Annotated in this window: 23 protein-coding genes; 10 read left to right on the forward strand and 13 right to left on the reverse strand. The window is 64.7% G+C overall.

Annotation, left to right across the window (positions count from 1 at the left end):
• Window positions 1-653, forward strand: a 653-nt coding sequence (locus tag AX703_RS15725; protein WP_062345447.1) for a DUF1295 domain-containing protein, incomplete at its 5' end; no start/stop codon positions are given.
• 19 nt (window positions 654-672) lie between these two features.
• On the forward strand, window positions 673-1,068 hold the full coding sequence (locus tag AX703_RS15730) for a hypothetical protein (protein WP_156452091.1): 396 nt from the start codon (window positions 673-675) through the stop codon (window positions 1,066-1,068).
• Between the two features lie 278 nt (window positions 1,069-1,346).
• Here AX703_RS15730 and AX703_RS15735 read toward each other — a convergent pair whose 3' ends face one another.
• Window positions 1,347-3,095 (reverse strand): bifunctional UDP-sugar hydrolase/5'-nucleotidase, encoded by a 1,749-nt coding sequence (locus AX703_RS15735; protein WP_062345372.1) that lies wholly within the window; start codon window positions 3,093-3,095, stop codon window positions 1,347-1,349.
• Between the two features lie 184 nt (window positions 3,096-3,279).
• On the opposite strand from AX703_RS15735, the gene AX703_RS15740 reads away from it, so the two are divergent.
• The gene (locus AX703_RS15740) at window positions 3,280-3,915 is read left to right on the forward strand and encodes a TetR/AcrR family transcriptional regulator (protein WP_062345449.1); all 636 of its coding nucleotides are present in this window, start codon (window positions 3,280-3,282) and stop codon (window positions 3,913-3,915) included.
• Window positions 3,916-3,971: 56 nt separating this feature from the next.
• Here AX703_RS15740 and AX703_RS15745 read toward each other — a convergent pair whose 3' ends face one another.
• Together AX703_RS15745 and AX703_RS15750 are read right to left on the reverse strand one after the other, a co-directional pair.
• A complete protein-coding gene (locus AX703_RS15745; RefSeq protein WP_062345374.1) occupies window positions 3,972-4,430 on the reverse strand; it encodes a thermonuclease family protein in 459 nt (152 codons plus the stop codon).
• 324 nt (window positions 4,431-4,754) lie between these two features.
• Window positions 4,755-5,102 (reverse strand): DMT family protein, encoded by a 348-nt coding sequence (locus tag AX703_RS15750; RefSeq protein WP_039333480.1) that lies wholly within the window; start codon window positions 5,100-5,102, stop codon window positions 4,755-4,757.
• Window positions 5,103-5,214: 112 nt separating this feature from the next.
• Between AX703_RS15750 and AX703_RS15755 the strand changes: the two genes are divergently transcribed.
• On the forward strand, window positions 5,215-5,565 hold the full coding sequence (locus AX703_RS15755; protein WP_062345376.1) for a hypothetical protein: 351 nt from the start codon (window positions 5,215-5,217) through the stop codon (window positions 5,563-5,565).
• A gap of 8 nt (window positions 5,566-5,573) precedes the next feature.
• On the opposite strand, the gene AX703_RS15760 is transcribed toward AX703_RS15755, so the two are convergent.
• The 6 genes from AX703_RS15760 to AX703_RS27460 all read right to left on the reverse strand — a co-directional run bounded on the left by AX703_RS15760 (window position 5,574) and on the right by AX703_RS27460 (window position 8,923).
• The gene (locus AX703_RS15760; protein ID WP_062345379.1) at window positions 5,574-5,897 is read right to left on the reverse strand and encodes a hypothetical protein; all 324 of its coding nucleotides are present in this window, start codon (window positions 5,895-5,897) and stop codon (window positions 5,574-5,576) included.
• Window positions 5,898-6,047: 150 nt separating this feature from the next.
• Window positions 6,048-6,920 (reverse strand): 3-hydroxyacyl-CoA dehydrogenase NAD-binding domain-containing protein, encoded by an 873-nt coding sequence (locus AX703_RS15765; RefSeq protein ID WP_082734637.1) that lies wholly within the window; start codon window positions 6,918-6,920, stop codon window positions 6,048-6,050.
• A gap of 87 nt (window positions 6,921-7,007) precedes the next feature.
• On the reverse strand, window positions 7,008-7,574 hold the full coding sequence (locus AX703_RS15770) for a cob(I)yrinic acid a,c-diamide adenosyltransferase (protein WP_062345380.1): 567 nt from the start codon (window positions 7,572-7,574) through the stop codon (window positions 7,008-7,010).
• Window positions 7,575-7,592: 18 nt separating this feature from the next.
• Window positions 7,593-7,823, reverse strand: coding sequence for an HIG1 domain-containing protein (locus AX703_RS15775; RefSeq protein ID WP_039333487.1), 231 nt, complete (start codon window positions 7,821-7,823; stop codon window positions 7,593-7,595).
• Entirely contained in the window at window positions 7,820-8,665 is an 846-nt protein-coding gene (gluQRS, locus tag AX703_RS15780) for a tRNA glutamyl-Q(34) synthetase GluQRS (RefSeq protein ID WP_062345382.1), read from the reverse strand. Before gluQRS ends, AX703_RS15775 begins: the two co-directional genes overlap by 4 nt.
• Before the next feature lie 120 nt (window positions 8,666-8,785).
• Complete coding sequence (locus AX703_RS27460; RefSeq protein WP_156135743.1) at window positions 8,786-8,923, reverse strand: hypothetical protein; 138 nt, start codon at window positions 8,921-8,923, stop codon at window positions 8,786-8,788.
• A 157-nt stretch (window positions 8,924-9,080) separates the two neighbouring features.
• Here AX703_RS27460 and guaA point away from each other — a divergent pair, with 157 nt between their 5' ends.
• Both guaA and AX703_RS15790 read left to right on the forward strand, forming a co-directional pair.
• The gene (gene guaA, locus AX703_RS15785) at window positions 9,081-10,640 is read left to right on the forward strand and encodes a glutamine-hydrolyzing GMP synthase (protein WP_039333492.1); all 1,560 of its coding nucleotides are present in this window, start codon (window positions 9,081-9,083) and stop codon (window positions 10,638-10,640) included.
• Complete coding sequence (locus tag AX703_RS15790; RefSeq protein ID WP_062345384.1) at window positions 10,631-11,044, forward strand: GNAT family acetyltransferase; 414 nt, start codon at window positions 10,631-10,633, stop codon at window positions 11,042-11,044. Before guaA ends, AX703_RS15790 begins: the two co-directional genes overlap by 10 nt.
• Here the strand turns inward: AX703_RS15790 and AX703_RS15795 are convergent.
• Window positions 11,041-12,042 (reverse strand): DUF3047 domain-containing protein, encoded by a 1,002-nt coding sequence (locus tag AX703_RS15795; RefSeq protein ID WP_062345386.1) that lies wholly within the window; start codon window positions 12,040-12,042, stop codon window positions 11,041-11,043. The genes AX703_RS15790 and AX703_RS15795 overlap by 4 nt on opposite strands.
• A gap of 193 nt (window positions 12,043-12,235) precedes the next feature.
• On the opposite strand from AX703_RS15795, the gene AX703_RS15800 reads away from it, so the two are divergent.
• A complete protein-coding gene (locus tag AX703_RS15800) occupies window positions 12,236-14,980 on the forward strand; it encodes a [protein-PII] uridylyltransferase (RefSeq protein ID WP_062345388.1) in 2,745 nt (914 codons plus the stop codon).
• 58 nt (window positions 14,981-15,038) lie between these two features.
• Window positions 15,039-15,599, forward strand: a complete 561-nt coding sequence (locus AX703_RS15805; protein WP_039333498.1) for a YqgE/AlgH family protein — start codon at window positions 15,039-15,041, stop codon at window positions 15,597-15,599.
• Window positions 15,600-15,667: 68 nt separating this feature from the next.
• On the opposite strand, the gene AX703_RS15810 is transcribed toward AX703_RS15805, so the two are convergent.
• The 3 genes from AX703_RS15810 to hflK all read right to left on the reverse strand — a co-directional run bounded on the left by AX703_RS15810 (window position 15,668) and on the right by hflK (window position 19,292).
• Window positions 15,668-17,194: a Do family serine endopeptidase gene (locus AX703_RS15810; protein WP_197423739.1), complete on the reverse strand. Its 1,527-nt coding sequence runs from the start codon at window positions 17,192-17,194 to the stop codon at window positions 15,668-15,670.
• Window positions 17,195-17,320: 126 nt separating this feature from the next.
• A complete protein-coding gene (gene hflC, locus AX703_RS15815) occupies window positions 17,321-18,172 on the reverse strand; it encodes a protease modulator HflC (protein WP_039333500.1) in 852 nt (283 codons plus the stop codon).
• 1 nt (window position 18,173) lies between these two features.
• Window positions 18,174-19,292, reverse strand: a complete 1,119-nt coding sequence (gene hflK, locus AX703_RS15820; RefSeq protein WP_062345455.1) for an FtsH protease activity modulator HflK — start codon at window positions 19,290-19,292, stop codon at window positions 18,174-18,176.
• Window positions 19,293-19,431: 139 nt separating this feature from the next.
• On the opposite strand from hflK, the gene AX703_RS15825 reads away from it, so the two are divergent.
• Complete coding sequence (locus AX703_RS15825; RefSeq protein ID WP_082734639.1) at window positions 19,432-20,421, forward strand: Mrp/NBP35 family ATP-binding protein; 990 nt, start codon at window positions 19,432-19,434, stop codon at window positions 20,419-20,421.
• A gap of 5 nt (window positions 20,422-20,426) precedes the next feature.
• Window positions 20,427-22,670, forward strand: a complete 2,244-nt coding sequence (locus AX703_RS15830) for a molybdopterin cofactor-binding domain-containing protein (protein WP_062345390.1) — start codon at window positions 20,427-20,429, stop codon at window positions 22,668-22,670.
• The last annotated feature ends 1 nt before the right edge of the window (window position 22,671 follow it).

Consider the following 22,671-nt stretch of genomic DNA (forward strand, 5'->3'; position numbering starts at 1 on the left):
CAAATCCGCTAAAACCCACGCATTCCCAAAGGCTTCAGAGTTTTTCACGGGCGACGATCTGGGCGGCGCGATTGGCGTGGCACCTCTACACCCGCTGGCGCGGCCATGGGGAAGACCCGCGCTATGCCAGGATGCTGGGCAAGGCCAAGGCACAAGGCAATTTCACGTCGGCTGCGCTGAAGTTCGTCTTCGCCCCGCAGGCGCTGCTGCTGTTCGTTACCTGCCTGCCCGCACAACTCGGCGTGCTCGCCAGCGCAAGGCCTGCACCGCTGGGCGCGCTGGCCTTGGCCGGGGCCGTACTGTGGCTGGTCGGCATCGTGTTCGAGACGGTGGGCGATGCGCAACTGAACGCCTTCCGCGCCGATCCCGCCAACAAGGGCCGCGTGCTCCAGACCGGCCTGTGGCGCTATACCCGCCACCCCAACTACTTCGGCGACGCCTGCGTCTGGTGGGGCATCTGGCTCGCCGCCGCCGAGGCAGGCCTGTGGGTCGCGCTGGCGAGCTTGATCGGCCCGGTGTTCCTGACCTTCACCCTGACCAAGTGGTCAGGCAAGCCGCTGCTGGAAAAGGGCATGGAAGAGCGGCGGCCGGGGTATAGGGAATACGTCGAGCGGACTTCGGGGTTTGTGCCTTGGTGGCCGAAGCGGGGGTGAAATGAGCAAACCACGCTGGGTGAGCAAGCTTTTCGAGCGCAGACTGTTCTGGGTGGCGACCGGCGCGTTTGCTTCAGCCCTCACAATGCTTTCTGCGCAGGTGATCGACAGGTTCTATTTCAACCAACCGGAAGAGTTGGTGATACGAGGAGCAAACCTGAGTGATGAACTGAAAACTGAACTGATTGAGACAGTTGGAACGTGTTTGGGGCGTTTTGATCTCGATACTGGCCCGCATGACTACAGCGTGCATATTCCAACGAACCGCCTCGGGAAAAAGGACTATGAGTGTCTCCTGAGAAAGGGCACCGGGATCGGGGAATTCGTTAAGGCTGAAGAGTACTATCAAGTCGTTCCGGGTACCGTCTGGGAAGGATCGGGCTGGACCATTGAGAGGCCGCTCCCGTCACCCTGAACTTGTTTCAGGGTCCATCTTTCAGCACGAGCGGCGGCTTGATCGGCGAAATGGATCCTGAAACAAGTTCAGGATGACGGAAGACAGACGTCGGGCATCAATGAGGAACAGGCTATTCGACTGCCTCGCTCTTTCGCCACTCCCCAACCGTCGCCCCGGCGCAGGCCGGGGTCCATTCCGGTTAGGTCCGGCCTTGCTGACAGCGAGGTTTCGCAACGTTGACAGGTCATGGGCCCCGGCCTGCGCCGGGGTGACGGACGTTGGAGCGGGTACGGCGGTTACCTCACCACCCCAGCCCGCACCTCCTGCGGCACCGTGCGCACGGGCACGGCCTTGATCCAGCTTTCCAGCGCATCGATGTCGGTCGGGCCGGTGACCGTATCGGGCTTACCGACGAAGCCCGAAAAGCCATCGCCGCCCAGCCCGAGGAAGCCATTCACCGTCACGCGGTAGGTCTTCGCCATGTCCAGCGGCTTGCCGTCGAGCGTGATCGTCACGATGCGGTTCCCTGAAGGCCGCGCCGGGTCATAGCGGAACTCGAAACCCACGGACGGCGCCAGCGCTTGTTTCGGCCCGGTATCGTCCAGCCCCTCTTCCAGCACGGCCTTGATCTGCGCGCCGGTCATGCTCTCGGTCACCACGTTGTTGCCGAAGGGCTGGCACAGGTAGATGTCGCCGAAGGTCAGCGTTCCATCTGCTGCCGGGACCAGCGGGGCGCGGATGCCGAAGGGGTTCATGAAGGCGATCTCAGCGCCCTTGTCCCGCGTCGCACCGAGTTGCGCATCGGCGATGAGATTGCCCAGTGGACCGCCCGCGCCGCCTTCTGCGCCCTCGTTCTTGGGCGCTGCGCGATCAATCCTGCCGATCGGGCGCTGGGTGTATTCCTTCGAGGCCTCGACGTATTTCGCCACGTATTGCGCGATGTCGGCCCTCGGCTGGAACTGTGGGAACAGCGGCGTGTTGCCGAGCGGCCCCCGCGTCGAGGTGTAGGGCACCGACTGCACGATCACGTTTTCGGCCCGCTTCGAAACCACGCGCCCTGCCACCGGATCGATCTGCAGCGTGATGTCAGTGACGAGTTCGCCATAGACACCCGCGCTGGTCAGCAGGAACGGCTTGGCCGGATTGAGCTGCGCGTAATCACAGACGTAGGCCCAGTGCGTATGGCCCGAGACGACCACGTCCACGCGGCTATCCAGCCGGTCGAGGATCGGGCGGATGTCTCCGGCGAAATCATTGCAGCCTTGCGGGTTCGGATCGCCCTTGGTCCGCCCGCCTTCGTGGATCAGCACGACGATGGCGTCCGCCCCTTGCGCCTTCAGTTGCGGTACGGCGGCGTTGATCGTGTCAGCCTCATCCTCGAAGGTCAGGCCCTGGATGCCGGTCGGGTTCACCAGATTGGGGGTACCTTTCAGCGTCAGCCCGATCACGCCCACGGTCACCGCCTGGTTGCCCGAACCGAAGGTCTTGAGCCCGGTTGCCGGAAACAGCGTCGAGCCATCGGCGCGCTTCGTGCTGGCGGCGAGGTACTTGAAGGTTGCGCCGGTGAATTTCTCGAGTGCGCAAGGTTCCTTGGCGGTGAACTTTTCGCAACCTCCATTCTGCATGCGCTGCAGTTCCTGCTGGCCACGGTCGAATTCGTGATTGCCGACCGCGTTGAAGTCCACGCCGATGCGGTTCATCACGCCGATCGTGGGCTCGTCCAGATAGAGCGAGGAGGCCAGCTGCGAGGCCGAAATCATGTCTCCGGCCGAAACCGTCATTGACTGCGGATGCTTCGCCCGGATCGAATCGATTGCCGATGCCAGCCACGCCGCGCCGCCTGCGGGGACTGGCGTGATGCCACCCTTCCCATCGCTGACATTCACCGCCTGGCGCGGTGGTTCGAGGCTGCCGTGAAAGTCGTTGATCCCGACGATGCCGACCTCGACCGGCCCCGAGGCTCCGCCACCGGCCATCGGCGCTGCACAGGCGCCGAGAAGTCCGGACAGGGCAAAGGGCAGGACAAGACGAACGCGCTGATGCATCGGGAAAGCGACCTTATCGTAACGGGTGCAACCGGTTGAGGGCGACCTAGCCCATTGGTGTTGCGCTTTGAAGGCCGATTATGCGGGGCAGGCCGATCAGCCTTCGTATGCGCAACCATTGTCTCGGGCGCCATGCCTCCCTACAATGCGCAAGAGGCCCAAGACTGAGGACGCACAGGGAACCATGGCTCCATCCGCAGCAGAGCAAGACGCCATGCGCGCCCGGCTTGTCGAACTGGCGCAATCCATGGTCGAGGAGCGCGGCGGGGCCGGGCTCAACCTCTCGGAACTTGCCGCACGCGCCGGGATCAGCCAGGCCAACCTCTCGCGCTATTTCGAAAGCCGTGAAGAGCTGATGGAGGCGATTGCCGATCACTGGTTCAAGCCGATGGTCGACATCATGGAAGACGTTCTGGCGAGCGACCTGCCGCCGCGCCGCAAGATGTACGAATTCTTCGCCCGACGCTTTCTGGTGATGAAGAAGAAGTGGGAAGCCGACCCGGCAAAGCTCCAGACCTACATCGAGGTCGGGAACGAGAACTTCGAACAGATCCGCAGCTACATCGACCTTGCCGATCACTACCTCGGCGAAATCATTGGCGAGGGGATGAGCGACGGGCATTTTGCCGGGCTCGAAGTCGACGAGACGATCAGCCTCGTCAACCAGATGTGTGCCCCCTACTGCGCGCTGAATACCATGACCACGTTCATGGAACGCCTGAACGAGGACAAGCTGGCGCGCATCGTCGACGCGGTGTTCGACGGACTTTCCGCCCAGGATCGCGGTGCAAAGGCGCTCACGGGCCTGCGCGCGGCCTGAAACCCCGGGTCAGGCGTGACCGATTACCGGGCCGTTTGCCGGAGCCGTAGCTTGGATCAGGCCTCGCACCAACTGCTGCGCCGGCCCTTCCAAAGTTCGGCGAGGCCTTCGGCCTCGAGAATTGCGCCAAGGCTGCGCCCGTTTCGCGTGACGACCCGCAGCGCACGGCCATAGCGGTCAGTGCCGCGCCCCTGCACTTCCAGTTCGAACGGTCCGGCATTGAGTAATTCGACCAGCCGGTGTGTCGCCCGCATGCCGAGCCTGGCTTCCGCCACGCATGCAGGCTGGGAAGTTTCGGGCGTGTTGATGTCTGCGATCCGGATCTTGAGGCCGTTGAGCCAGAAGGTGTCGCCATCCACGACGCAGGTCACGCGCGGGCCCGGTGCGCACAATTCGAACCGGGCTTGCGCCGTGTCCGGCGGGGCCGCGCTGGCAAGGGCGTTATCGGCGGGCGACAGTGCGGCCAGCGACGTGAGGCCGAGAGCCGTGGCGAGGAGGACTGTGATCTTGTGCATGGACGGGTTCTGGAAGGTCCGGCTCCGTCCCGCGCCTCCGTATGCCTTCGCTCAGTGATGAGGCTAAGGGGAGGGACTCAGGGCTTCCAGCTCAGGTATTTCTCTCAGTGGTAACCACTGGATAACCGGCTCGTGCCATGGTCGTTCCTGTTCGGACCACGGCTCACCACGATATTTGCAAGCCGCTGGAAAGCGCTGTGGTGGGCAGGCTCGATCCTGCTTCTCACCTGGTCGCTGGTGCCTGCTGCCGAGGACCGCGACTCTTCCGGGAGCGCAAGGCCCGCACACGTTGATCCCTGGGCGAAGGACGCGAAATAGCGCCCGCTATTTGCCGCCAAACAGGAACGCCACGGCGGCCATGATGCAGGCGAACGCGGCGAAGTGCCGCCAGTGCAGCGGCTCCTTCAGAAACACGACCATGAACACCCCGAACACGATCAGCGCGATCGCCTCCTGCGTGATCTTGAGCTGACCGGCGCTCCATCCGCTCAATGCGCCGATGCGATTGGCCGGCACGGCCAGGCAATATTCCAGCAAGGCAATGCCCCAGCTGATCAGGATGACCAGAAGCACCGGTCGCTGGGCGACAGCTGCGGGGCCGCCCTGGATGTGCCAGTACCACGCAATCGTCATGAACAGGTTGGACAGGACAAGCAGGACGATCGTGGTCATTGGTCGGGACGATTCCGATGGGCAGGGGGCCGATGGGAAGGGCATGCGAAAGTTGTGCGAATCTTAACGGTTGAGCCCGCAATAATGCGTAGCCACACACCAGAGGTAGCCGATGTCCGATGCCAGATCGACTTATCGCTATGCCGTATTTCTGCTGGGCGGAAGCGTGCTGGTCGTGGGTGCGCTGATCGCCAGCGGTCTCAGCAGCAAGGCAAGCGCTCCCGCACAGGCAGACGTCGCCACTGCCGAGAATGCCGCAGCGCTTCAAAGACAGTCCGCTTTTGAAAAGTGGGCTGATGAAGGCGAGATGGCAGAGGGGAAAGGGCGACTGATCGGCGAGGTCGAACTGGACGGAAAGATGGTCGAACTTCGCCAGCTTCCTGACGGTGTCGAGCCTGGAGATCCAGATCACGACTTGCCCGCCGACGAGGTCGCGGCAGGGCGGGGTGAACCCGCGCCCTGATTTCGGCTTCAGGCTCCGCGCGGAGTCTCATCGTCTTCGGGCACGCCCTCGCCGTAGATCCCTGCCTCATCGTCGTCGTTGCGCTCGCCGCGATAGGCGCTCATGTCGATCCGGCCGGAGCTGACCATCTGCTTCATGTGGTCAACGAGGTCGGGCACGTCGGCGTCGTCACCACCAAGCCCCTGGCCGGTTACCTTCTCGCCCAGATCCTGCTCGCCCAGCACGCTGGTCGCCCGTGAAAGAGCCTCGTCGGCAACGGTCTGCGCCTGGGCGTCGCCGTCTTCCTGCTCGGTATTCACCGCTTCGGGCGCTGGCGTCTTGTCGTCGATCATGGGCGTATCTCCTTTGCCGAAGACTACGCCCTGATCGCCTGCCTGTTCCTCAGAGCGATCCGTTCCGATTGCATCGTACGGATCGCTCTGGATTCTTGTTTTGCCGCGTTTTCCGAGTCACCAGATGATTCCATCTGGTTCGAAAACGCTCTAGCGCGTGGGGACCGGCACTTCGCCGGAATAGTCGTAGAAGCCGCGCCCGCTCTTGCGGCCGAGCCAGCCTGCCTCGACGTACTTCTGCAGCAATGGCGCCGGGCGGTACTTCGGGTCGCCGGTCGAGGCGAGGTAGATCTTCATGATCTCGAGCAGCGTGTCGAGGCCAATGAAGTCCGCCAGCTCCAGCGGGCCCATCGGATGGTTGAGGCCAAGCTTGACGCCCTTGTCGATGTCGACGATCGAACCCGTGCCGCTGCCCAGCACGAAGGCCGCCTCGTTGATGAACGGCACGAATATGCGGTTGACGATGAAGCCCGGCTCGTCCTGCGAGAGCACGATTTCCTTGCCGATGTTCGCCACGTAATCACGCACCGCCTCGATTGTGGAAACCGAAGTGGCAAGGCCAGGGATGACCTCCACCAGCTTCATCAGCGGTACGGGATTGAAGAAGTGGATTCCGATGAAGCGCTCCGGATCCGGCGAGGATACTGCCATGCGCGTGATCGGGATCGACGAGGTGTTCGACGCCATGATTGCATGGGGAGCAAGGTGCTTTCCGGCGGATTCGAAGATCTTGTGCTTGATGTCCTCGCGCTCGGTCGCCGCTTCGATCACCAGGTCGGCTTCAGCGAGGGCGGCGTGATCAGAGAAGGTGTGCAGGTTGGCGACGGTCGTTGCAGCGAGGGCGGCATCGACCTTGCCCTTCTCGACCAGCTTGGAGAGGCCCTTGGCGATCTTGTCCCTGGCCTTGTCAGCCAGTTCGATCGACACGTCGCCGAGCAGGACCTTGAGCCCCGCCTGCGCCGATACCTGGGCGATGCCCGAACCCATCTGGCCCGCACCGATCACTGCAACCGTCTTGATCATGAGGATGTCCCGCTCTGAATGAAATGCGGGAATGGCGGTTAGCGAGCGGCGGGACGTTAGTCCACCTGATGCTAGCGCGAGGCGCGTTCAGGGTTGGCGCGAGGCGCCAGGAACCCACAGCGGGTCGCTGCCCGCATTCGTCGCCCGGGCCAGCACGAACAGATAGTCCGAAAGCCGATTGAGATAGGCGAGCGCCTGCGGGTTCACCGGCTCTGCATCGGCCAGTGCGACCGCGCTACGCTCTGCCCGGCGCACGGTAGCGCGGGCGACGTGAATCCGCGCCGCGGCCTCCGCTCCGCCTGGCAGGATGAAGCTGGTCAGCGGCGGCAAGCCTTCGTTCAGCGTATCGATCGCCGTCTCCAGCCACGCGACCTGGCTCTCGACCACGCGCAGGACCATCTCGGAAGGGGTGAAGTCATCACCGGGCGTGGCGAGATCCGCGCCCAGATCGAACAGGTCGTTCTGGATGCGTTGCAGGTTCCGCGCCGTGGTTTCCGACGCGACGACTGCGGCAAGGCCGATCAGGCTGTTGGCCTCGTCCACCTCGCCGATGGCCTGCATGCGGACATCGTGCTTGGCGCGGCGGGAACCGTCGACAAGGCCGGTGGTGCCGTCATCACCGGTGCGCGTGTAGATCTTGTTGAGCTTGACCATTGCTGTGGTGTGCGCGCCTCAGCGCGAGAAGGCGAGCAGGATGGCGACCGTAACCACGGCGAGTCCCTGAAACTTGATGCGATTGAACATCATCTTGTTCTGCAGCAACTGGTTTGCCGTCGCGCCCGAGGCGGGATCGCGGTTGAGATCTTCCTTGGTGCTGTTCAGGAAGGCGATGATCCCGCGCACGAGCGAGACGACCGTCAGCGCGACGAAGATGATGATCAGCGGGATCAGGACGTAGTTCATGGACACTGATCTATGGCGTCGGACAGCGAAATACCAGTGTCAAATAGGGTAGCGCGGACCTCGGCTGCGACCGCGCGCCCGTCCTCGCCCGCCCGCCGCCGGTCCGCCAGGGCCGGGGCGTCGCGGCGCTTCGCCAGCTTGCGCCCATCGGCCTCCACCAGCAAGGGATGATGATGCCACACCGGCACCGGCAGGCCGAGCAGATGCTGGAGCAGGCGGTGGATGTGGGTCGCACGGAAAAGGTCCATGCCTCGCGTCACGTGCGTCACGCCGTCGGTTGCATCGTCAAGCGTTGCGGCAAGGTGGTAGCTGGCCGGCGCATCCTTGCGCCACAGGATCACATCGCCGAAGATTTCAGGCGTGGCGATCTGAACGCCGTGGCGCTCGTCAGTCCACTCGAGTTCGCCCGCGAGCAGCGTCGCCTGCTCCATGTCCAGCCGCCATGCGACTTGCGGGCCGAGCGTAGGCCCGCGGCGCAGGCAGGTGCCGGGGTAGAGCGGACCGTCAGGCCCATGCGCCACGGCGGCGGCGGCAACCTCGGCGCGAGTGCAGGTGCACGGGTACAGAATGCCCATCGCGCGCAGTTCGTTGGCGGCGGTGCGATAATCTCCAACTCTCGAGGACTGGGGGGCAACTTCCCGGTAACTCAGCCGCAACCAGTCGAGGTCTTCGCGGAACTCTGCGGCAAGTTCGGGGCGCGAGCGGGCGCCGTCGATGTCCTCGATCCGCAAAAGGAACTCGCCTTGATCGCGAATGGCTCGGTCATGAGCGACGATTGCGGAAAACGCATGCCCGAGATGGAGCGGTCCGTTGGGACTGGGGGCAAAGCGGGTGACTGTCATGGCGCGAGCCTAGCGCGGTGCGACGGAGGCCGGAAGTCTGTCAGAAAGGGCGCTGGATAAACAAAACGGCTGCCCCGCCGGGGCAGCCGCTTTTGTCGTTTATCGCATTTCCCTGCCTGCTCAGGCGAGCGTGGCAGTCCACATCAGGCTGCTGAGGCCAGCAGCGAGGATGATCGGGAATGCAAAAGCCGTGATGGCGCGCATGGTGTTCCTCCTGTTGAGATCACCTTGCAGGACATCCTCCCAGTTCGTGTTCATCCGGCAGGGTGGGCTGGAAGCATCGGAACTGCGGCCCAAATACGCCGAATGACGTATGCTGCAAGTGCGAACAGGGCACTTGCAGTTGCATGTAACGCAACTGCCACATTTCGCCCGCCATCTGGACAGAAAAGCCCGCTGCCACTATCGGCCAGCCATGAGCATCCAGCCTTCAGAATCGATCCTGATCGTCGACTTCGGCAGCCAGGTAACGCAGCTTATCGCCCGCCGCGTGCGCGAAGCGGGGGTCTATTCCGAAATCGCACCGTTCACGCAGGCCGAGGCCGCGTTCCACCGGATGAAGCCCAAGGGCATCATCCTCTCGGGATCGCCGGCCAGCGTGCCCGCCGATGGATCCCCTCGCGCTCCGCAAGTGCTGTTCGACAGCGGCCTGCCGATCCTCGGCATCTGCTACGGCCAGCAGGTGATGAGCCATCAGCTTGGCGGCAAGGTCGAGCCGGGCGATTCGGGCGAGTTCGGCCGTGCGTTCCTGACGGTGACCGAACCCTGCGTCCTGTTCGACGGGCTGTGGAAGGAAGGCGAACGTCACCAGGTGTGGATGAGCCACGGCGACAAGGTGACCCAGTTCGCTCCGGGCTTCCGCATCGTCGCGGTATCCGATGGCGCGCCCTTCGCGGTCATCGCCAACGACGAGAAGAAGTACTACGGTACCCAGTTCCACCCCGAAGTGGTCCACACGCCCGACGGGGGCAAGCTGATCGCCAACTTCGTGCGCCACGTCTGCGGCTGCACCGGCGATTGGACCATGGCGGAGTTCCGCAAGACCAAGATCGCCGAAATCCGCGAGCAGGTGGGAAGCAGCCGCGTGATCTGCGGCCTTTCCGGCGGTGTCGATTCGGCGGTGGCCGCAGTCCTGATCCACGAAGCCATCGGCGACCAGCTGACCTGCGTCTTTGTTGACCATGGCCTGATGCGCATGGGCGAGGCCGAGCAGGTCGTGTCGCTCTTCCGCAACCACTACAACATCCCGCTGGTCCACAAGGACGTATCGGCGCTGTTCCTTGGCGGCCTTGCCGGCGTGACCGATCCGGAAGCCAAGCGCAAGTTCATCGGCAAGACCTTCATCGACGTGTTCGAGGCCGAGGCCAAGCAGGTCGGCGGCGCCGACTTCCTGGCGCAAGGCACGCTTTACCCCGACGTGATCGAATCGGTCTCTTTCACCGGCGGCCCTTCGGTGACGATCAAGAGCCACCACAATGTCGGCGGCCTGCCAGAACGCATGAACATGAAGCTGGTCGAGCCGCTTCGCGAACTGTTCAAGGACGAAGTGCGCGCGCTGGGACGCGAACTGGGCCTGCCCGAGATCTTCGTCGGCCGGCACCCCTTCCCGGGCCCGGGCCTCGCCATCCGCATTCCCGGCGAGGTCACGCGCGAACGCTGCGACATCCTGCGCAAGGCCGACGCGATCTACCTCGAGGAAATCCGCAACGCCGGGCTCTACGATGCGATCTGGCAGGCCTTCGCCGTGCTGCTCCCGGTCAAGACCGTGGGTGTCATGGGCGATTTCCGCACCTACGACAGCGTCTGCGCCCTGCGCGCGGTGACCAGCACCGATGGCATGACCGCCGACATCTACCCGTTCGATGCAGGCTTCCTGTCGCGCGTGGCGACCCGCATCGTCAACGAGGTCAAGGGCATCAACCGCGTCGTCTATGACTACACCAGCAAGCCGCCGGGCACGATCGAGTGGGAGTGAGCGTCCGCGCAGCCACTGCGGCGGACCGTGAAGCCACGGTCGCGCTGTGGGAGGTTGCGGGGCTTACACGGCCGTGGAACGACCCCGGCGCCGACTTTGACCTCGCCATGGCGACGCCGACATCGACGATACTGCTGGCCGAAACCGGGGCAGAATTAGGCGGCAGCGTGATGGTCGGCTTCGACGGTCATCGCGGCTGGGTCTATTACCTCGCCACCGCGCCAGACCGCCGCGGGCAAGGCATCGGCCGCGCGCTGATGGGCGCCGCAGAGGACTGGCTAAAGGCGCTTGGTAGCCCGAAGATCCAACTCATGGTGCGCGGCGATAACAGCGCCGCGCGCGGCTTCTATGACACCTTGGGTTACGAGCTGCAGGACGTCGTAGTTATCGACAGGCGCATCTAGCGGAGCCTTATCTGCCGGAAGCGCGCCCTCCCTGCGCTCCGCTGGAACACACTGTTGGCTATCAGCCAGACACGCACGATCCGCTTCGGCATTGCCCCGCCCAACGCCGCCGCATAGTCTTCAGCGACGCGCCGTCGTTCCCGATGCCAATGACCCAAGCCTTGCGACCCGCTGCGCAAGGTCCAGTGCGTTTCTCGTTCACACCACCAGCCGAGCGGGCATCGGAAGACGTGCCCTTCAGGCAGGCCCGCGCTCCACATATACGTGAGATCCCGCCCATTATCGAACTCCACGGCTATGCTCAGGTAATCGTGGGTGAATGCGAGGTCTTCCGGCAGGGACGAAGGAAGTTGCTCCACAAGCCATTCCCAGCTCAGTTCCGTTTGGTCCGTCAGGGCGATGCCGACTTCTCTCTGAAGAATACCCACGTCACCCTCGGTCGAGACCGTGATGTCATCCGGATCGCCCATGTAGATGCGCCCATCGCCGATGCGCCATAGGTACTCCCACCCTGCGGGCTGGCCCGTAGCCGTCGCCTTCTCGTTCGATGGGATGACCCGCAGTCCGACGCCGGGGGCCTGGCGCGGCCGCTTCCCGGGCAAAAGCCCGCCACTCGTGTCAGCGAACTCGGACAGTCCCTTTGTCAGGAACGACAGTTCGCCGGTGCTCCATGCGGCGTAGACCGCGTCGTGGGATATCAGCTTGCGCACGGGGCCGTCGCCGATCCGCATGTAAACCGTCGAGCGCGGTTCGACCACAAGCCCCAGCGGCTTGGAGAGCCATTGATGGCCGGTGGCGATCACCTGGAAATGTTCGCCCATGACAAAGCTGTAGCCACTTGGCGTCCATCGTTGTTCAGAGCCATCGAGCAGGATGGTGGCCGAAGGGTCGGGACCGCCCAGGGCCGATCTGCGGGCGGCGGAATTGCGGCGCTGCTGCCTCAAGAAGGCGAGAAAGGTCGCGCTTCTCGCCAGAAGTGATCGCTTGGTCTCGCCCATTGCTCCAATCCCCTCTTGCCTTGGCCGGAAGTGTGGACCTTTTTCCGAAGTGGACAATCCCTGCCTTAGAACAATACGCCCGACCTTCAGCACGCTGGCTGGGCCAGTTGGCCATACTTCTTTGATAGCTTGAGCCGGGAATGCCCCGTTTATCGGCTTACGCATCGGGGAATTGCGCGATAGAGCTTTGCTTATGATGCTTCCCCGGATTGCCAACCAGCGCGCCATCATTGACCGTCGGCAGCTTGCCGATGCCATCGCGGCGGCGTTCGCCGAGAACGGCGAGAAATCGCGGCAGGCCGTGGTGGAGCTGCTGCGTACCGCGCTGGAAGACGGCCGCGCCGAGATCGCCCGCAGGCTGGAAGCCAAGCCTTCCTCGGGCACGGAAAGCGCGCAGGCGCAGGCCTTTCTTGTCGATCAGCTGGTCCGCATCATCTACGACCATGTCGTCGGGCGCATCTATCGCGCGAGCAATCGCTCGATGGGCGAGCGTATCGCGGTGATCGCGGTTGGCGGCTACGGGCGCGGAGAAATGGCGCCGCATTCGGACGTCGACATCGCGTTCGTCACGCCGATCAAGCCGACATCGTGGTGCGAGCAGGTGATAGAGGCGCTGCTCTATTTCCTGTGGGACCTAGGCCTCAAGGTCGGCCATTCCAGCCGCTCGCTCGACGAGGTCGTGCGCATGGCCAAGAGTGACCTGACCATCCGCACCGCGCTGCTCGAAGGGCGCTATGTCTGGGGTGATCGTGACCTTTTCGACAGCGCGTCGGCCCGTTTCTGGGCGGAAGTCGTCAATGGCACCGAAAAGCAGTTCGTCGCCGAGAAACTGCAGGAGCGGAACGACCGGCACAAGCGGCTGGGCGACAGCCGCTATGTCGTCGAACCCAACGTGAAGGAGGGCAAGGGCGGCCTGCGCGACCTGCACACGCTCTACTGGATAGGCAAGTACATCCACAAGGTGCGCGACGCCTCGGAGCTGGTCGACGTCGGCCTGCTCACGGCAGAGGAATATCGCGCCTTCCGCCGTGCCGAGAACTTCTTCTGGGCGGTGCGATGCCATCTGCACACCATCACCAGGCGTGCGGAAGACCGGCTGACCTTCGACCTGCAGCGCGAAGTCGCCACCCGCATGAATTTCGCCGATCGCCCCGGCAAGAGCGCGGTCGAGCGGTTCATGCAGTACTTCTTCCTGCAGGCGAAACAGGTCGGCTCGTTGACCGGGGTGTTCCTGGCACAGCTCGACGGGCAGTTCGCCAAGGAAAAGCGCGGCTTCCTCGCCGCCTTGCGCAGCCGCCGTCGCAAGAAGGTGGGGCCGTTCGTGATCGAGGCGGGCAAGCTGGCCGCGCCATCCGACACGACCTTCCAGGAAGATCCGGTCAGGCTGCTGGAGCTGTTTTCCTGTGCTGCATCGGAACAGGTCGAGATCCATCCGGAAACCATGCGCATCGCCCGGCGGGATTCCGGCCTGATCGACGCCGCGCTGCGCAAGGATCCGCGCGCCAATGCGCTGTTCATGGAGACGCTGACCAGCCGCAACGATCCCGAGACGGTGCTGCGCTGGATGAACGAGGCGGGCGTGTTCGGCCGTTTCGTGCCCGACTTCGGCCGGGTCGTCGCGCAGATGCAGTTCGACATGTATCATCACTACACGGTCGACGAGCATACCATCCGCGCGATCGGCCTGCTGGCGCGCATCGAGAAGGGTGAGGTCAAGGACGATCACCCGCTGGCCAGCGAAGTGGTCAGCAAGGTCGCCTCGCGCCGCGTGCTCTATGTCGCAACGCTGCTGCACGACATCGCCAAGGGTCGTCAGGGTGACCATTCGGTGCTTGGCGCGGAAGTGGCGATGAAGCTGTGCCCACGTCTCGGCCTGTCGGCTGCCGAGACCGAAGCGGTGGCTTGGCTGGTGCGCTGGCACCTCTTGATGAGCGCAACGGCGTTCAAGCGCGATCTGGCCGATTACAAGACCATCGCCGATTTCGTGAACACGGTGCAGAGCCAGGAACGCCTGCGCCTGCTGCTGATCCTGACCGTGGTCGACATTCGCGCAGTGGGGCCGGGCGTGTGGAATTCGTGGAAGCGGCAGTTGCTGGGCGACCTGTTCGTATCGGCAGAGGAAATGCTGCGGCTGGGCCACAAGACCCATGGCCGTGCCGAACGCATCGCCGCCAAGAAGAAGGCCGTCGCCACGATCCTGCGCGAGCGCGATGCGCTGATCGGGACGGTCGGCAAGCAGCTTGGCGATGCATACTGGATTGCCGAGCCGGAAGACATCATCGCGCTCAACCTCCAGCAGATGGACACCGCGCTGGGTGAGCCGCTTTCGGTGGAGGCGCACTGGTATCCGGCACGCGGGGCCACGCTAGTCACGGTGCTGGCGGCGGACCACCCCGGCCTGTTCTACCGCATCGCCGGGGGCATCCACCTTGCCGGTGGCAACATCATCGATGCGCGCATCCACACCGCCCGGAACGGCACTGCGGTCGACAATTTCCTCGTGCAGGACCCCTTGGGCCGCCCGCTCAACGAAGCCAGCCAGATCGCGCGGCTGAAGAATGCGATTGCCGATGCTCTGGCCAACCGGGTGAAGCTGGTGCCACAACTGGCTGCACGTCCGCTGGCGCGGCCACGTGCGGATGCGTTTGACGTGCGCCCGATCGTGATCTTCGATAACAAGGCCTCGAACCGCTTCACCGTGATCGAGGTGGGCGCGCGGGATCGCCCGGCGCTGCTCAACCAGCTTGCCCGCGCGCTTTTTGAGGCGCGGCTGGTGGTCCATTCGGCACACATCGCCACCTATGGCGAACGCGCGGTCGACACGTTCTACGTTACCGACGTGCTGGGCGAGAAGATCGACAGCGAGAGCCGGATGAAGACCGTCGAGAAGCGACTGCTCGAAGCGGCCGAGGATCGCAAGGTCAAGGCGGCGGCGTGATTGCCTGAGGCGATGACCGCACTCGCAATCGACAAGCCGCGTCCCTATGTCATCAGGGATGAGTGAAGCCGAATATCTTTCCGGACGTCTGCTGCTGGCCATGCCGGGCATGGGCGATGCGCGATTCGATCATGCCGTGGTGGCGATGTGCGTGCATGACGAGCACGGGGCGCTGGGCATCGGCATCGGCCACGTGCGCGATGGGATCACCTTGCACGGGCTGCTGGAAGACGTTGGCATCGATCCCGGCGTCGCGCCCGATGTGCCCATTCTCAACGGCGGCCCGGTAGAGACGGCGCGCGGCTTCGTGCTGCATTCGAACGACTGGGGCGGCGAGGGCAGCGTCACGGTCAATTCGCTGTGCGACCTCTCGGCTTCGATGGATGTGCTGCGTGCGATTGCCGAAGGGCGCGGGCCGAGCCGCTATCTTGTGGCCTTGGGCTACGCCGGATGGGGTGCAGGGCAGCTCGAAGGCGAAATGCGGCGCCATGGCTGGTACGCGGCGCAAGGGCGCCCGGAGATCCTGTTCGAGACGCCGACCGGGCGGCGCTGGCAGCAGGCGTGGAAGCGCGAGGGCATCGATCCTTCGCACCTCGTGGCGCAGACCGGCAGCGCCTGAACTCCGGCCAAACAAAAGAGCCGCCCCATCGCTGGAGCGGCTCTTCCGATTCTTGCTTCTGACTGCGATCAGCGCACGCGCACGGGCACGTATTGCGCTGGCGCGCCACGGCGTTGGATGCGCAGGAGAACGGCTTCGCGGCCTTCTGCCTTGGCCTGGCGGACGATACGTTCGAGGTCCGCAATCGAGGCGACGTTGACGTAGTTTGCCGAAAGCACGATGTCGCCGCGCTGCAGGCCCTTGGCTCCGGCATCGGATGACGCATCGACGGCTGTGATGACCACGCCCTTTGCGTCCTCTCCCGCGCCCAACTGGCGGGCGATCTGCGGCGTGAGCGGAATTGCCGCCACGCCAAGTGAGCTCTGCAGGACGCTTCCGCTCTGCTGCTGCTGCTTGCCGCCGAAGCCGCCATCTTCCTGCGCGTCGGGGTCGAAGCTCTGCTGGGCGAGTTCTTCCTCGGTCGGGCGCTTGCCGACCACGGTCTGGATGGTCAGGCGCTGCCCATTGCGGAGCAGTTCGATCGGGATACGCTTGCCGGGGGTGGTGTTGGCGACAATGAACGACAGGGTCTGGTCAGGCGTAACGTCCTTCCCATCGACCTTCACCACCACGTCACCGGCCTGCATGCCAGCCTTGGCAGCAGCTTGGCCTGGCTCTACCGCCTGAATGAACTCGCCACGGTTCTTCGGCAGACCGAGCGAGGCGGCAAGGTCTTCCGAAAGGGGCTGGATACGCACGCCGAGATAGCCGCGATCGATTGCCTGGCCTGCGCGCAGCTTGTCGACGATGGGCGCGGCGATCTCTGCCGGAATGGCAAAGCCGATGCCGACCGAGCCGCCGGTGGGCGAGAAAATAGCGTTGTTGATGCCGATGACGTTGCCGGCCATGTCGAACATCGGGCCACCCGAGTTGCCCCGGTTGATCGAGGCATCGGTCTGCAGATAGCGGTCATAGGCCGAGCCGGAACCGGTGTTGCGATAGACCGCCGAGATGATGCCCTGCGTGACCGTGCCGCCGAGGCCGAAGGGGTTGCCGATGGCGATCACCCAGTCACCCACGCGCGCCTTTCGCGAATCGCCGAACTTGACGAAGGGAAAGGGCGTCGGCCGGCTGATCTTGAGCACGGCGAGGTCCGATGCGGCATCCTTGCCGATCAGCTTGGCCGGGTATTCAGTACCGTCGGGAGTGGTCACGGTGATCGATTCGACTTCGCCCTGCCCATCTGCGGTTATGACGTGGTTGTTGGTCACCACGTAGCCATCGGCCGAAATGATGAAGCCCGAGCCCAGCGACCGGGCTTCGCGCGTCTGCGGGCCACCCTGACCGCCACCGAACAGGTCGCCAAAGGGCGTTCCGGCAAACGGGTTGTTGTTCTGCACCTTCACGCGCTGGCGGGTGGAGATGTTCACCACCGCCGGCTGGAGCTGCTGCGTGAGGTCGGCAAAGCTCGACGGCGCGCCAGCGCGGGGAACGACGCTGCGCATTTCCGACTGGTCGTTCTGCGCGACCTGCGCGCCTGCCGGGAAGCCTGTCACCAGGGTCAGTGCGCTGCCTGCGAGCAGCAGCGCCGAAGTCACACCATAAGCGTATCGCACGTGGCCTGGTCCTCTTTGTCTATCATGCGCCGGGGGCGGCGCGGCTGACTTGTGCCAAAGTCGATTCACCCCCCTTGCGATGAACGGACTTTGAATGACGATGTTCCGTACCGTTCAGCTTGGGGATTACTTGCCCTTGAACTGCTTGAGGTACTCGTTGTCGGGCGAAAGCACGATCGAGGTGCTTGATCCCTTCTGCGCAAAGGTTGCGTCGTAGCTCTGCATCGCGCGGTAGAAATCGTAGAACGCCGGGTCCTTGTTGAAGGCATCGGCATAGGTCTTGGCCGCGGTCGCTTCGGCCGTGGCGCGGATGATCTGCGCCTGCTTCTGGCCTTGCGCGCGGATCGTGGCGGCTTCCTGCTGGCGCGCGGTGGCCATCCGGGTGAACGCGGATTCGAGCGGGGTGCCTTCGGGAAGGTCGGCCCGCTTGATGCGCACGTCGATCACCTGTGCGCCATACTCGCGCGCCTCGCGGTCGAGCCCCTCGCGGATCTGCTCCATCGCGCGGCCACGGTCGGCAGTGAGCAGCGAGCCGAACGTGCGCTTGCCCAGTTCCTGACGCAAGGCGGAGTTCAGGATCGGCTGGAGCTGTTCGGCGACGCGTTCGGTCGTCCCGGCGGTCTGTACCATGCGCACCGGATCGATGATGCGGAAGCGGGCAAACGCGTCCACTTCGAGGCGGCGCTGGTCGGCCGAGAGCACCTGCTGGCGCTCCATGTCGAGATCAAGGATCCGCTTGTCGACATTGACCACCTTTTCCATGAACGGAATCCGCAGAACGATACCCGCGCCGGTCTGGCCGAAATCGGTCTTGGGTTCGAACCTGTTGACCACGCGGTTGGGCTGGCCGAGGCGGATGATCACCGCCTGGGTTTTCTCATCGACCACGGTGAGGCAGCTGGCGGCCGCCAGCAGGGCAACGCCTGCGGCGATGACGACGGCCTTGCGTTCGGCCCAAAAGGTCTGGATCGCGCTCATCTTACTGACCCCCTTCCTGCGGCTTCTGGCTGCGCTTCATTTCGGGTAGCGGCAGGTAGGCTTGGGTATTGGGCGTCTCGACGATCACCTTGTCGGTCTGGCTCAGCACACGCTCCATTGTTTCGTAGTACATGCGGCGGCGGGTGACTTCGGGGGCGAGCTTGTATTGCTCGTAGACCTTGTCGAATGCGGTTGCCTCACCGCCGGCGCGGGCGGTGAGCTGTTGCGCCCAGGCTTGCGCCCGGTTGATCTCGCTCTGCGCGTCCTGCTGGGCGGCGAGCACTTCCTTGAAGGCATCGACGACCTTGGCCGGCGGATCGGTCTTCTTGATGTCGACACCCTGGATGACGACCCCCGAGCGATAGGCATCGAGCACGCGCTGCATGCGCTCGCGCACGTTGAGTTCGATCTGCGCGCGGCCGGATCCCATCACGTCGTTGAGGTTAACCTCAGCGATGGACTGGCGCATCGCAGCCTCGGCCACTTCGCGCACGGTCTGGTCAGGGTCGGCCAGCTGGAACATGTAGAGCTTCAGGTCCTTGATGTTCCAGCGGACGAGATAGGTGAGGTCAACCAGGTTCTGGTCGGCGGTGAGCATCAGCTTCTCGCCATCGCCCTCGGGGATCGATTCGCGGCGGATCGAGGTCACGTCCTCGACCTTGACCGACTGGATCGGCCAGGGAAGCGTGACCGCAGTGCCGGAATCCAGCGTGCGCGAATAGGAACCGAAAGTGGTGACCACGCCCTTTTCCTGCGGGGCGATCAGGTGGATCATCGAGGTGCCGAGGAATGCCAGCACGATGAGGCCGACCACGACCGGAGCCCACGACTTGCCATCGGGGCGCTGCGGCAGGCGCGGGATGTTGGGGCCACGGCCGCCGCCACCGCCATTGCCGCCACCCTTGCGGTTGCGGAAGATGTCTTCGATGTTCGGGCCACGCCGTCCGCTGTCTTTCTGGCCATCGCCGGATTGCGGCGGGAGCCAGGGATTGCGCGGGCCTTCGGCACCCGGCGCCGCTGGCGGTGGTGTGGTTTCAGGAGCTTCACCGGAGGACCCGGCGCCCGATGTCGGCGCGTCGTTGCCGCCGCCCGAACCCCAGGGGCTTTTCTTGCCTGTCATGAAAAGGCCCGTCTCCCGGCCAAAGCGCGCGATCATTCCGCCCAAGTCTGTCATGCCTTAGGTTATAGGAACCCTTGATGCGAAAAACAGTGTCCATTCCCGAAAATTCATCTGCTAGGGCCGAACGGACAGCTCCGGGATGGAGCGGAACACGGGAAATGGCGTGAGCATCGACGAACAGGCACTGCGCAATGCGCTCGGGGAAGTGGCAGGGGACCGCCTGCAGACGGTGAAAGTGGCGGGCGACACTGCGACTGTCATGCTTGAAGTCGGCGGGCTGGAGCGGCTCGATCGCGACAAGCTGGAAATGGCGGTGCGCGATGCGGCGCGCAAGGCAGGCGTTGGCGATTTGCGCCTTGGCATGACGGCAGAGCGCAAGTCGCGCGTGATCATCGCCGTGGGATCGGGCAAGGGCGGGGTCGGCAAGTCCACCCTTTCGGCCAACCTTGCCGTGGCCATGCACCGGCTCGGGCGCAAGGTCGGTCTGGTCGATGCCGACATCTATGGCCCGTCGCAGCCGCGCCTGCTGCTGACCGAAGGCCGCAAGCCAGAGGCCGAGGACAACAAGATCCATCCGATCCCTTCGCCCTATGGCGTGCCGATGCTGTCGATGGGGCATCTGGTGCAGCCGGGGCAAGCAATCGCGTGGCGCGGGCCGATGGCGGGCAATGCGCTGGGCCAGCTGATCGACGCGCACTGGGGCGATACCGAAATCATCGTCGTCGACCTGCCGCCCGGCACCGGCGACGTGCAGCTGACCATGCTTTCGAAGCACAAGCCGGCGGGCGCAGTGATCGTCTCGACCCCGCAGGATCTGGCGCTGATGGATGCGACCCGCGCGATCGGCCTGTTCGAGCAGGGCAAGGTGCCGATCATCGGCATGGTCGAGAACATGGCGGGCTACATCTGCCCCCATTGCGGCGAAGAGAGCGATCCGTTCGGCGTGGGCGGAGCAGAAGCGGCAGCAAAGACGATGGGCCTGCCGTTCCTCGGCCGTGTCCCGCTCGACATGGCGATCCGGCGCGAGAGCGATGCAGGCAATCCCCCTGCCGCAGGTGACAGCCCGCAGGCCGAGGCATTCCTGTCGATCGCGCGCTCGGTCCTCGCCTGGCTCGACGGGAAGCGCTGAGCTTCATGCGCCTGACGCGGCGAGGGATGCTGGTGGGAGCAGGAGTGGGCGGCGCCCTGCTCATCGCCTTCCCGCTGATCCCGCGCCGCCATCCCGTGCCGCTGCAGGCGGGCAAGGGCGAGCATGTCGTCGATGCTTTCCTGAAGGTTGGCAGGGTCAAGGGTGGAAAGGACTGCGTGCTGACCGTAGCCGTGCCATTTTGCGAAATGGGGCAGGGCATCACCACGCTGGTCGCGCAGATCGTGGCGGACGAGGCCGGAGCCGACTGGCGCAAGGTGGCGGTGGAAGCCGCGCCGATCAGCCCCGCCTATGCCGATCCGGTCCTTTCGGCAAAGTGGGCACCGTTGTGGATGCCCGCCTTTGCCTCGCTGGGACAGGACGCCGACGGGATGCTGGCGCGTCTCCATGCCGAGCGCGGGCCTTTGATGATCACGGCCGACGGTACGGCGCTGGCGGCTTTCGAAACGCCCTTGCGCGAGGCTGGTGCGGCGCTGCGGGCGATGATGGCACAGGCGGCGGCAGACAAGTGGGGCGTCGGCTGGGAGGAGTGCGAGACGAAAGGCAGCTTCGTTTCGCATCAGAACAAGCGCCTGTCGTTTGCCGAACTGCTTGATGCAGCAGTGGACTACAATCCCCCGGACGTGCCCGTGCTGCGCGCCGAACCCCCGCGCGAGAAGCCCGGGCAGTTTCCTGAAGGATCGCCGCCCAGCCATCCGCGGCTCGACCTGCCTGCCAAGGTCGATGGCAGCTTCACCTTCGCGGGGGACGTTCGCCTGCCCGGGATGGTTTACGCGGCGATCGCGCATGGACCGCAAGGGGCGAGCGTGCTGTCGAGCTATGACAAGCAGGCGGCGGCGGCAGTTCGCGGCCTTGTCGGCGTGGTCCATGCCAAGCGCTGGCTGGCAGCGGTCGCAACCGACTGGTTCAGTGCCGACAAGGCAGTGCGGGCGATGGAGCCGCGCTTCAAGGCTGACGGCCCGATTGCCGATGCCGAAAAGGTGCTGGTCGCGCTCGACAAGGCGCTGACCAAGGGGGAGCCGCAGCGGCTCCTTGCAGATGGTGATCCGGACGCGTTGCTGGCCAAGCCTTCACTGACCGCGCGCTACGATGTCGAACCGGCGTTCCACGCGCCGCTGGAGACCGCCAGCGCCACGGCGCGGATGCGGCATGGGTCGCTTGAGCTGTGGATCGCGACGCAGGCCCCGGAACGGGCAAGACGTGCGGCGGCCCGGGCGGCAGGGCTCTCGCGCCGGGACGTGATCGTCTATCCGATGCACGCCGGCGGCAGTTTCGATGCGCGGCTCGACGTACGCATCGCCGCAGAAGTGGCGGCGATCTGCAAGGTCATCGGCAAGCCGGTGCAGCTGACGTACTCGCGCTGGCAGGAAGCGTTGGCGGGCATCCCGCGCACGCCGGTTTCAGCGCAGCTCGATGGGGCGTTGAGTCCGGACAAGACGCGGGTGCTGGGCTGGCGGGCGCGGCTTGCGGTGCCAGCGACAGCAGTTGAATCCGGCGCGCGTCTGCTTGATGGCTGGGGGGTGGGCCAAGCGCTCGAGCTGCAGGATCGGGTTGATCCGATGGCCTGCGAAGGCGCGATGCCACTCTATCGCATTCCGGAAAAGGCGGTGGAGCAGGTGCCGCTGGCGCTGCGGCAGCCGACGGCGCGCTTTCGCGGGCAGGCGCACGGCTATACCGCGTTCTTCACCGAGAGCTTCGTTGACGAGCTGGCCCATGCCGCAGGCAAGGAACCGCTGTCGTTCCGGGTCGGCATGCTCGAGGGTGAGCCGCGGCTGGTGGCCTGCCTGCAGGGGGCGGGGCGGCTGGCGCAGTGGGGCGGCGGGATCGAGGCTTCGGGACAGGGCATTGCCTGTCACCAGATGGAACTGGCCACGGGCGGCGGGGCCGTGCGAAAGGGACTGATCGCGGTCGTCGCCACGGCGCGCAGCGAGGCGGGCGTGGTGCGGGGCCAGCAGATCGAGGGCGGGCTGATGTTCGGCTTGGCCCACGCGGTCGGCGGGGCGAGCGGCTATGCCAAGGGGCGGCCTCTGGCAGGCAGACTCTCGCAATTGGGGCTACCCCTGCTTGCCGATTGCCCCAAGGTTGATATTGCCTTTGCCGACAGCAACGAAGACCCGTTCGACCCCGGCGAGCTGGGCATGGTCGCGGTGGCTCCTGCCATTGCCAATGCCCTGTTCTCCGCAACGGGCGTGCGCTTCCGCCGCCTGCCCCTGATTTCCGAAGGCCTTTGAG

The sequence above is a fragment of the Novosphingobium sp. CCH12-A3 genome (assembly GCF_001556015.1).
In the GTDB taxonomy this organism is placed as follows: Bacteria; Pseudomonadota; Alphaproteobacteria; order Sphingomonadales; family Sphingomonadaceae; genus Novosphingobium; species Novosphingobium subterraneum.

Bases quoted from the DNA above. Each gene is read 5' to 3' on its own strand.
- AX703_RS15735 (WP_062345372.1), bottom strand. From the start codon at position 3,095: ATGCATCAGCGCGTTCGTCTTGTCCTGCCCTTTGCCCTGTCCGGACTT.
- AX703_RS15740 (WP_062345449.1), top strand. From the start codon at position 3,280: ATGGCTCCATCCGCAGCAGAGCAAGACGCCATGCGCGCCCGGCTTGTC.
- AX703_RS15745 (WP_062345374.1), bottom strand. From the start codon at position 4,430: ATGCACAAGATCACAGTCCTCCTCGCCACGGCTCTCGGCCTCACGTCG.
- AX703_RS15750 (WP_039333480.1), bottom strand. From the start codon at position 5,102: ATGACCACGATCGTCCTGCTTGTCCTGTCCAACCTGTTCATGACGATT.
- AX703_RS15755 (WP_062345376.1), top strand. From the start codon at position 5,215: ATGTCCGATGCCAGATCGACTTATCGCTATGCCGTATTTCTGCTGGGC.
- AX703_RS15760 (WP_062345379.1), bottom strand. From the start codon at position 5,897: ATGATCGACGACAAGACGCCAGCGCCCGAAGCGGTGAATACCGAGCAG.
- AX703_RS15765 (WP_082734637.1), bottom strand. From the start codon at position 6,920: ATGATCAAGACGGTTGCAGTGATCGGTGCGGGCCAGATGGGTTCGGGC.
- AX703_RS15770 (WP_062345380.1), bottom strand. From the start codon at position 7,574: ATGGTCAAGCTCAACAAGATCTACACGCGCACCGGTGATGACGGCACC.
- AX703_RS15775 (WP_039333487.1), bottom strand. From the start codon at position 7,823: ATGAACTACGTCCTGATCCCGCTGATCATCATCTTCGTCGCGCTGACG.
- gluQRS (WP_062345382.1), bottom strand. From the start codon at position 8,665: ATGACAGTCACCCGCTTTGCCCCCAGTCCCAACGGACCGCTCCATCTC.
- AX703_RS27460 (WP_156135743.1), bottom strand. From the start codon at position 8,923: ATGAACACGAACTGGGAGGATGTCCTGCAAGGTGATCTCAACAGGAGG.
- guaA (WP_039333492.1), top strand. From the start codon at position 9,081: ATGAGCATCCAGCCTTCAGAATCGATCCTGATCGTCGACTTCGGCAGC.
- AX703_RS15795 (WP_062345386.1), bottom strand. From the start codon at position 12,042: ATGGGCGAGACCAAGCGATCACTTCTGGCGAGAAGCGCGACCTTTCTC.
- AX703_RS15800 (WP_062345388.1), top strand. From the start codon at position 12,236: ATGATGCTTCCCCGGATTGCCAACCAGCGCGCCATCATTGACCGTCGG.
- AX703_RS15805 (WP_039333498.1), top strand. From the start codon at position 15,039: ATGAGTGAAGCCGAATATCTTTCCGGACGTCTGCTGCTGGCCATGCCG.
- hflC (WP_039333500.1), bottom strand. From the start codon at position 18,172: ATGAGCGCGATCCAGACCTTTTGGGCCGAACGCAAGGCCGTCGTCATC.
- hflK (WP_062345455.1), bottom strand. From the start codon at position 19,292: ATGACAGGCAAGAAAAGCCCCTGGGGTTCGGGCGGCGGCAACGACGCG.
- AX703_RS15825 (WP_082734639.1), top strand. From the start codon at position 19,432: ATGGAGCGGAACACGGGAAATGGCGTGAGCATCGACGAACAGGCACTG.
- AX703_RS15830 (WP_062345390.1), top strand. From the start codon at position 20,427: ATGCGCCTGACGCGGCGAGGGATGCTGGTGGGAGCAGGAGTGGGCGGC.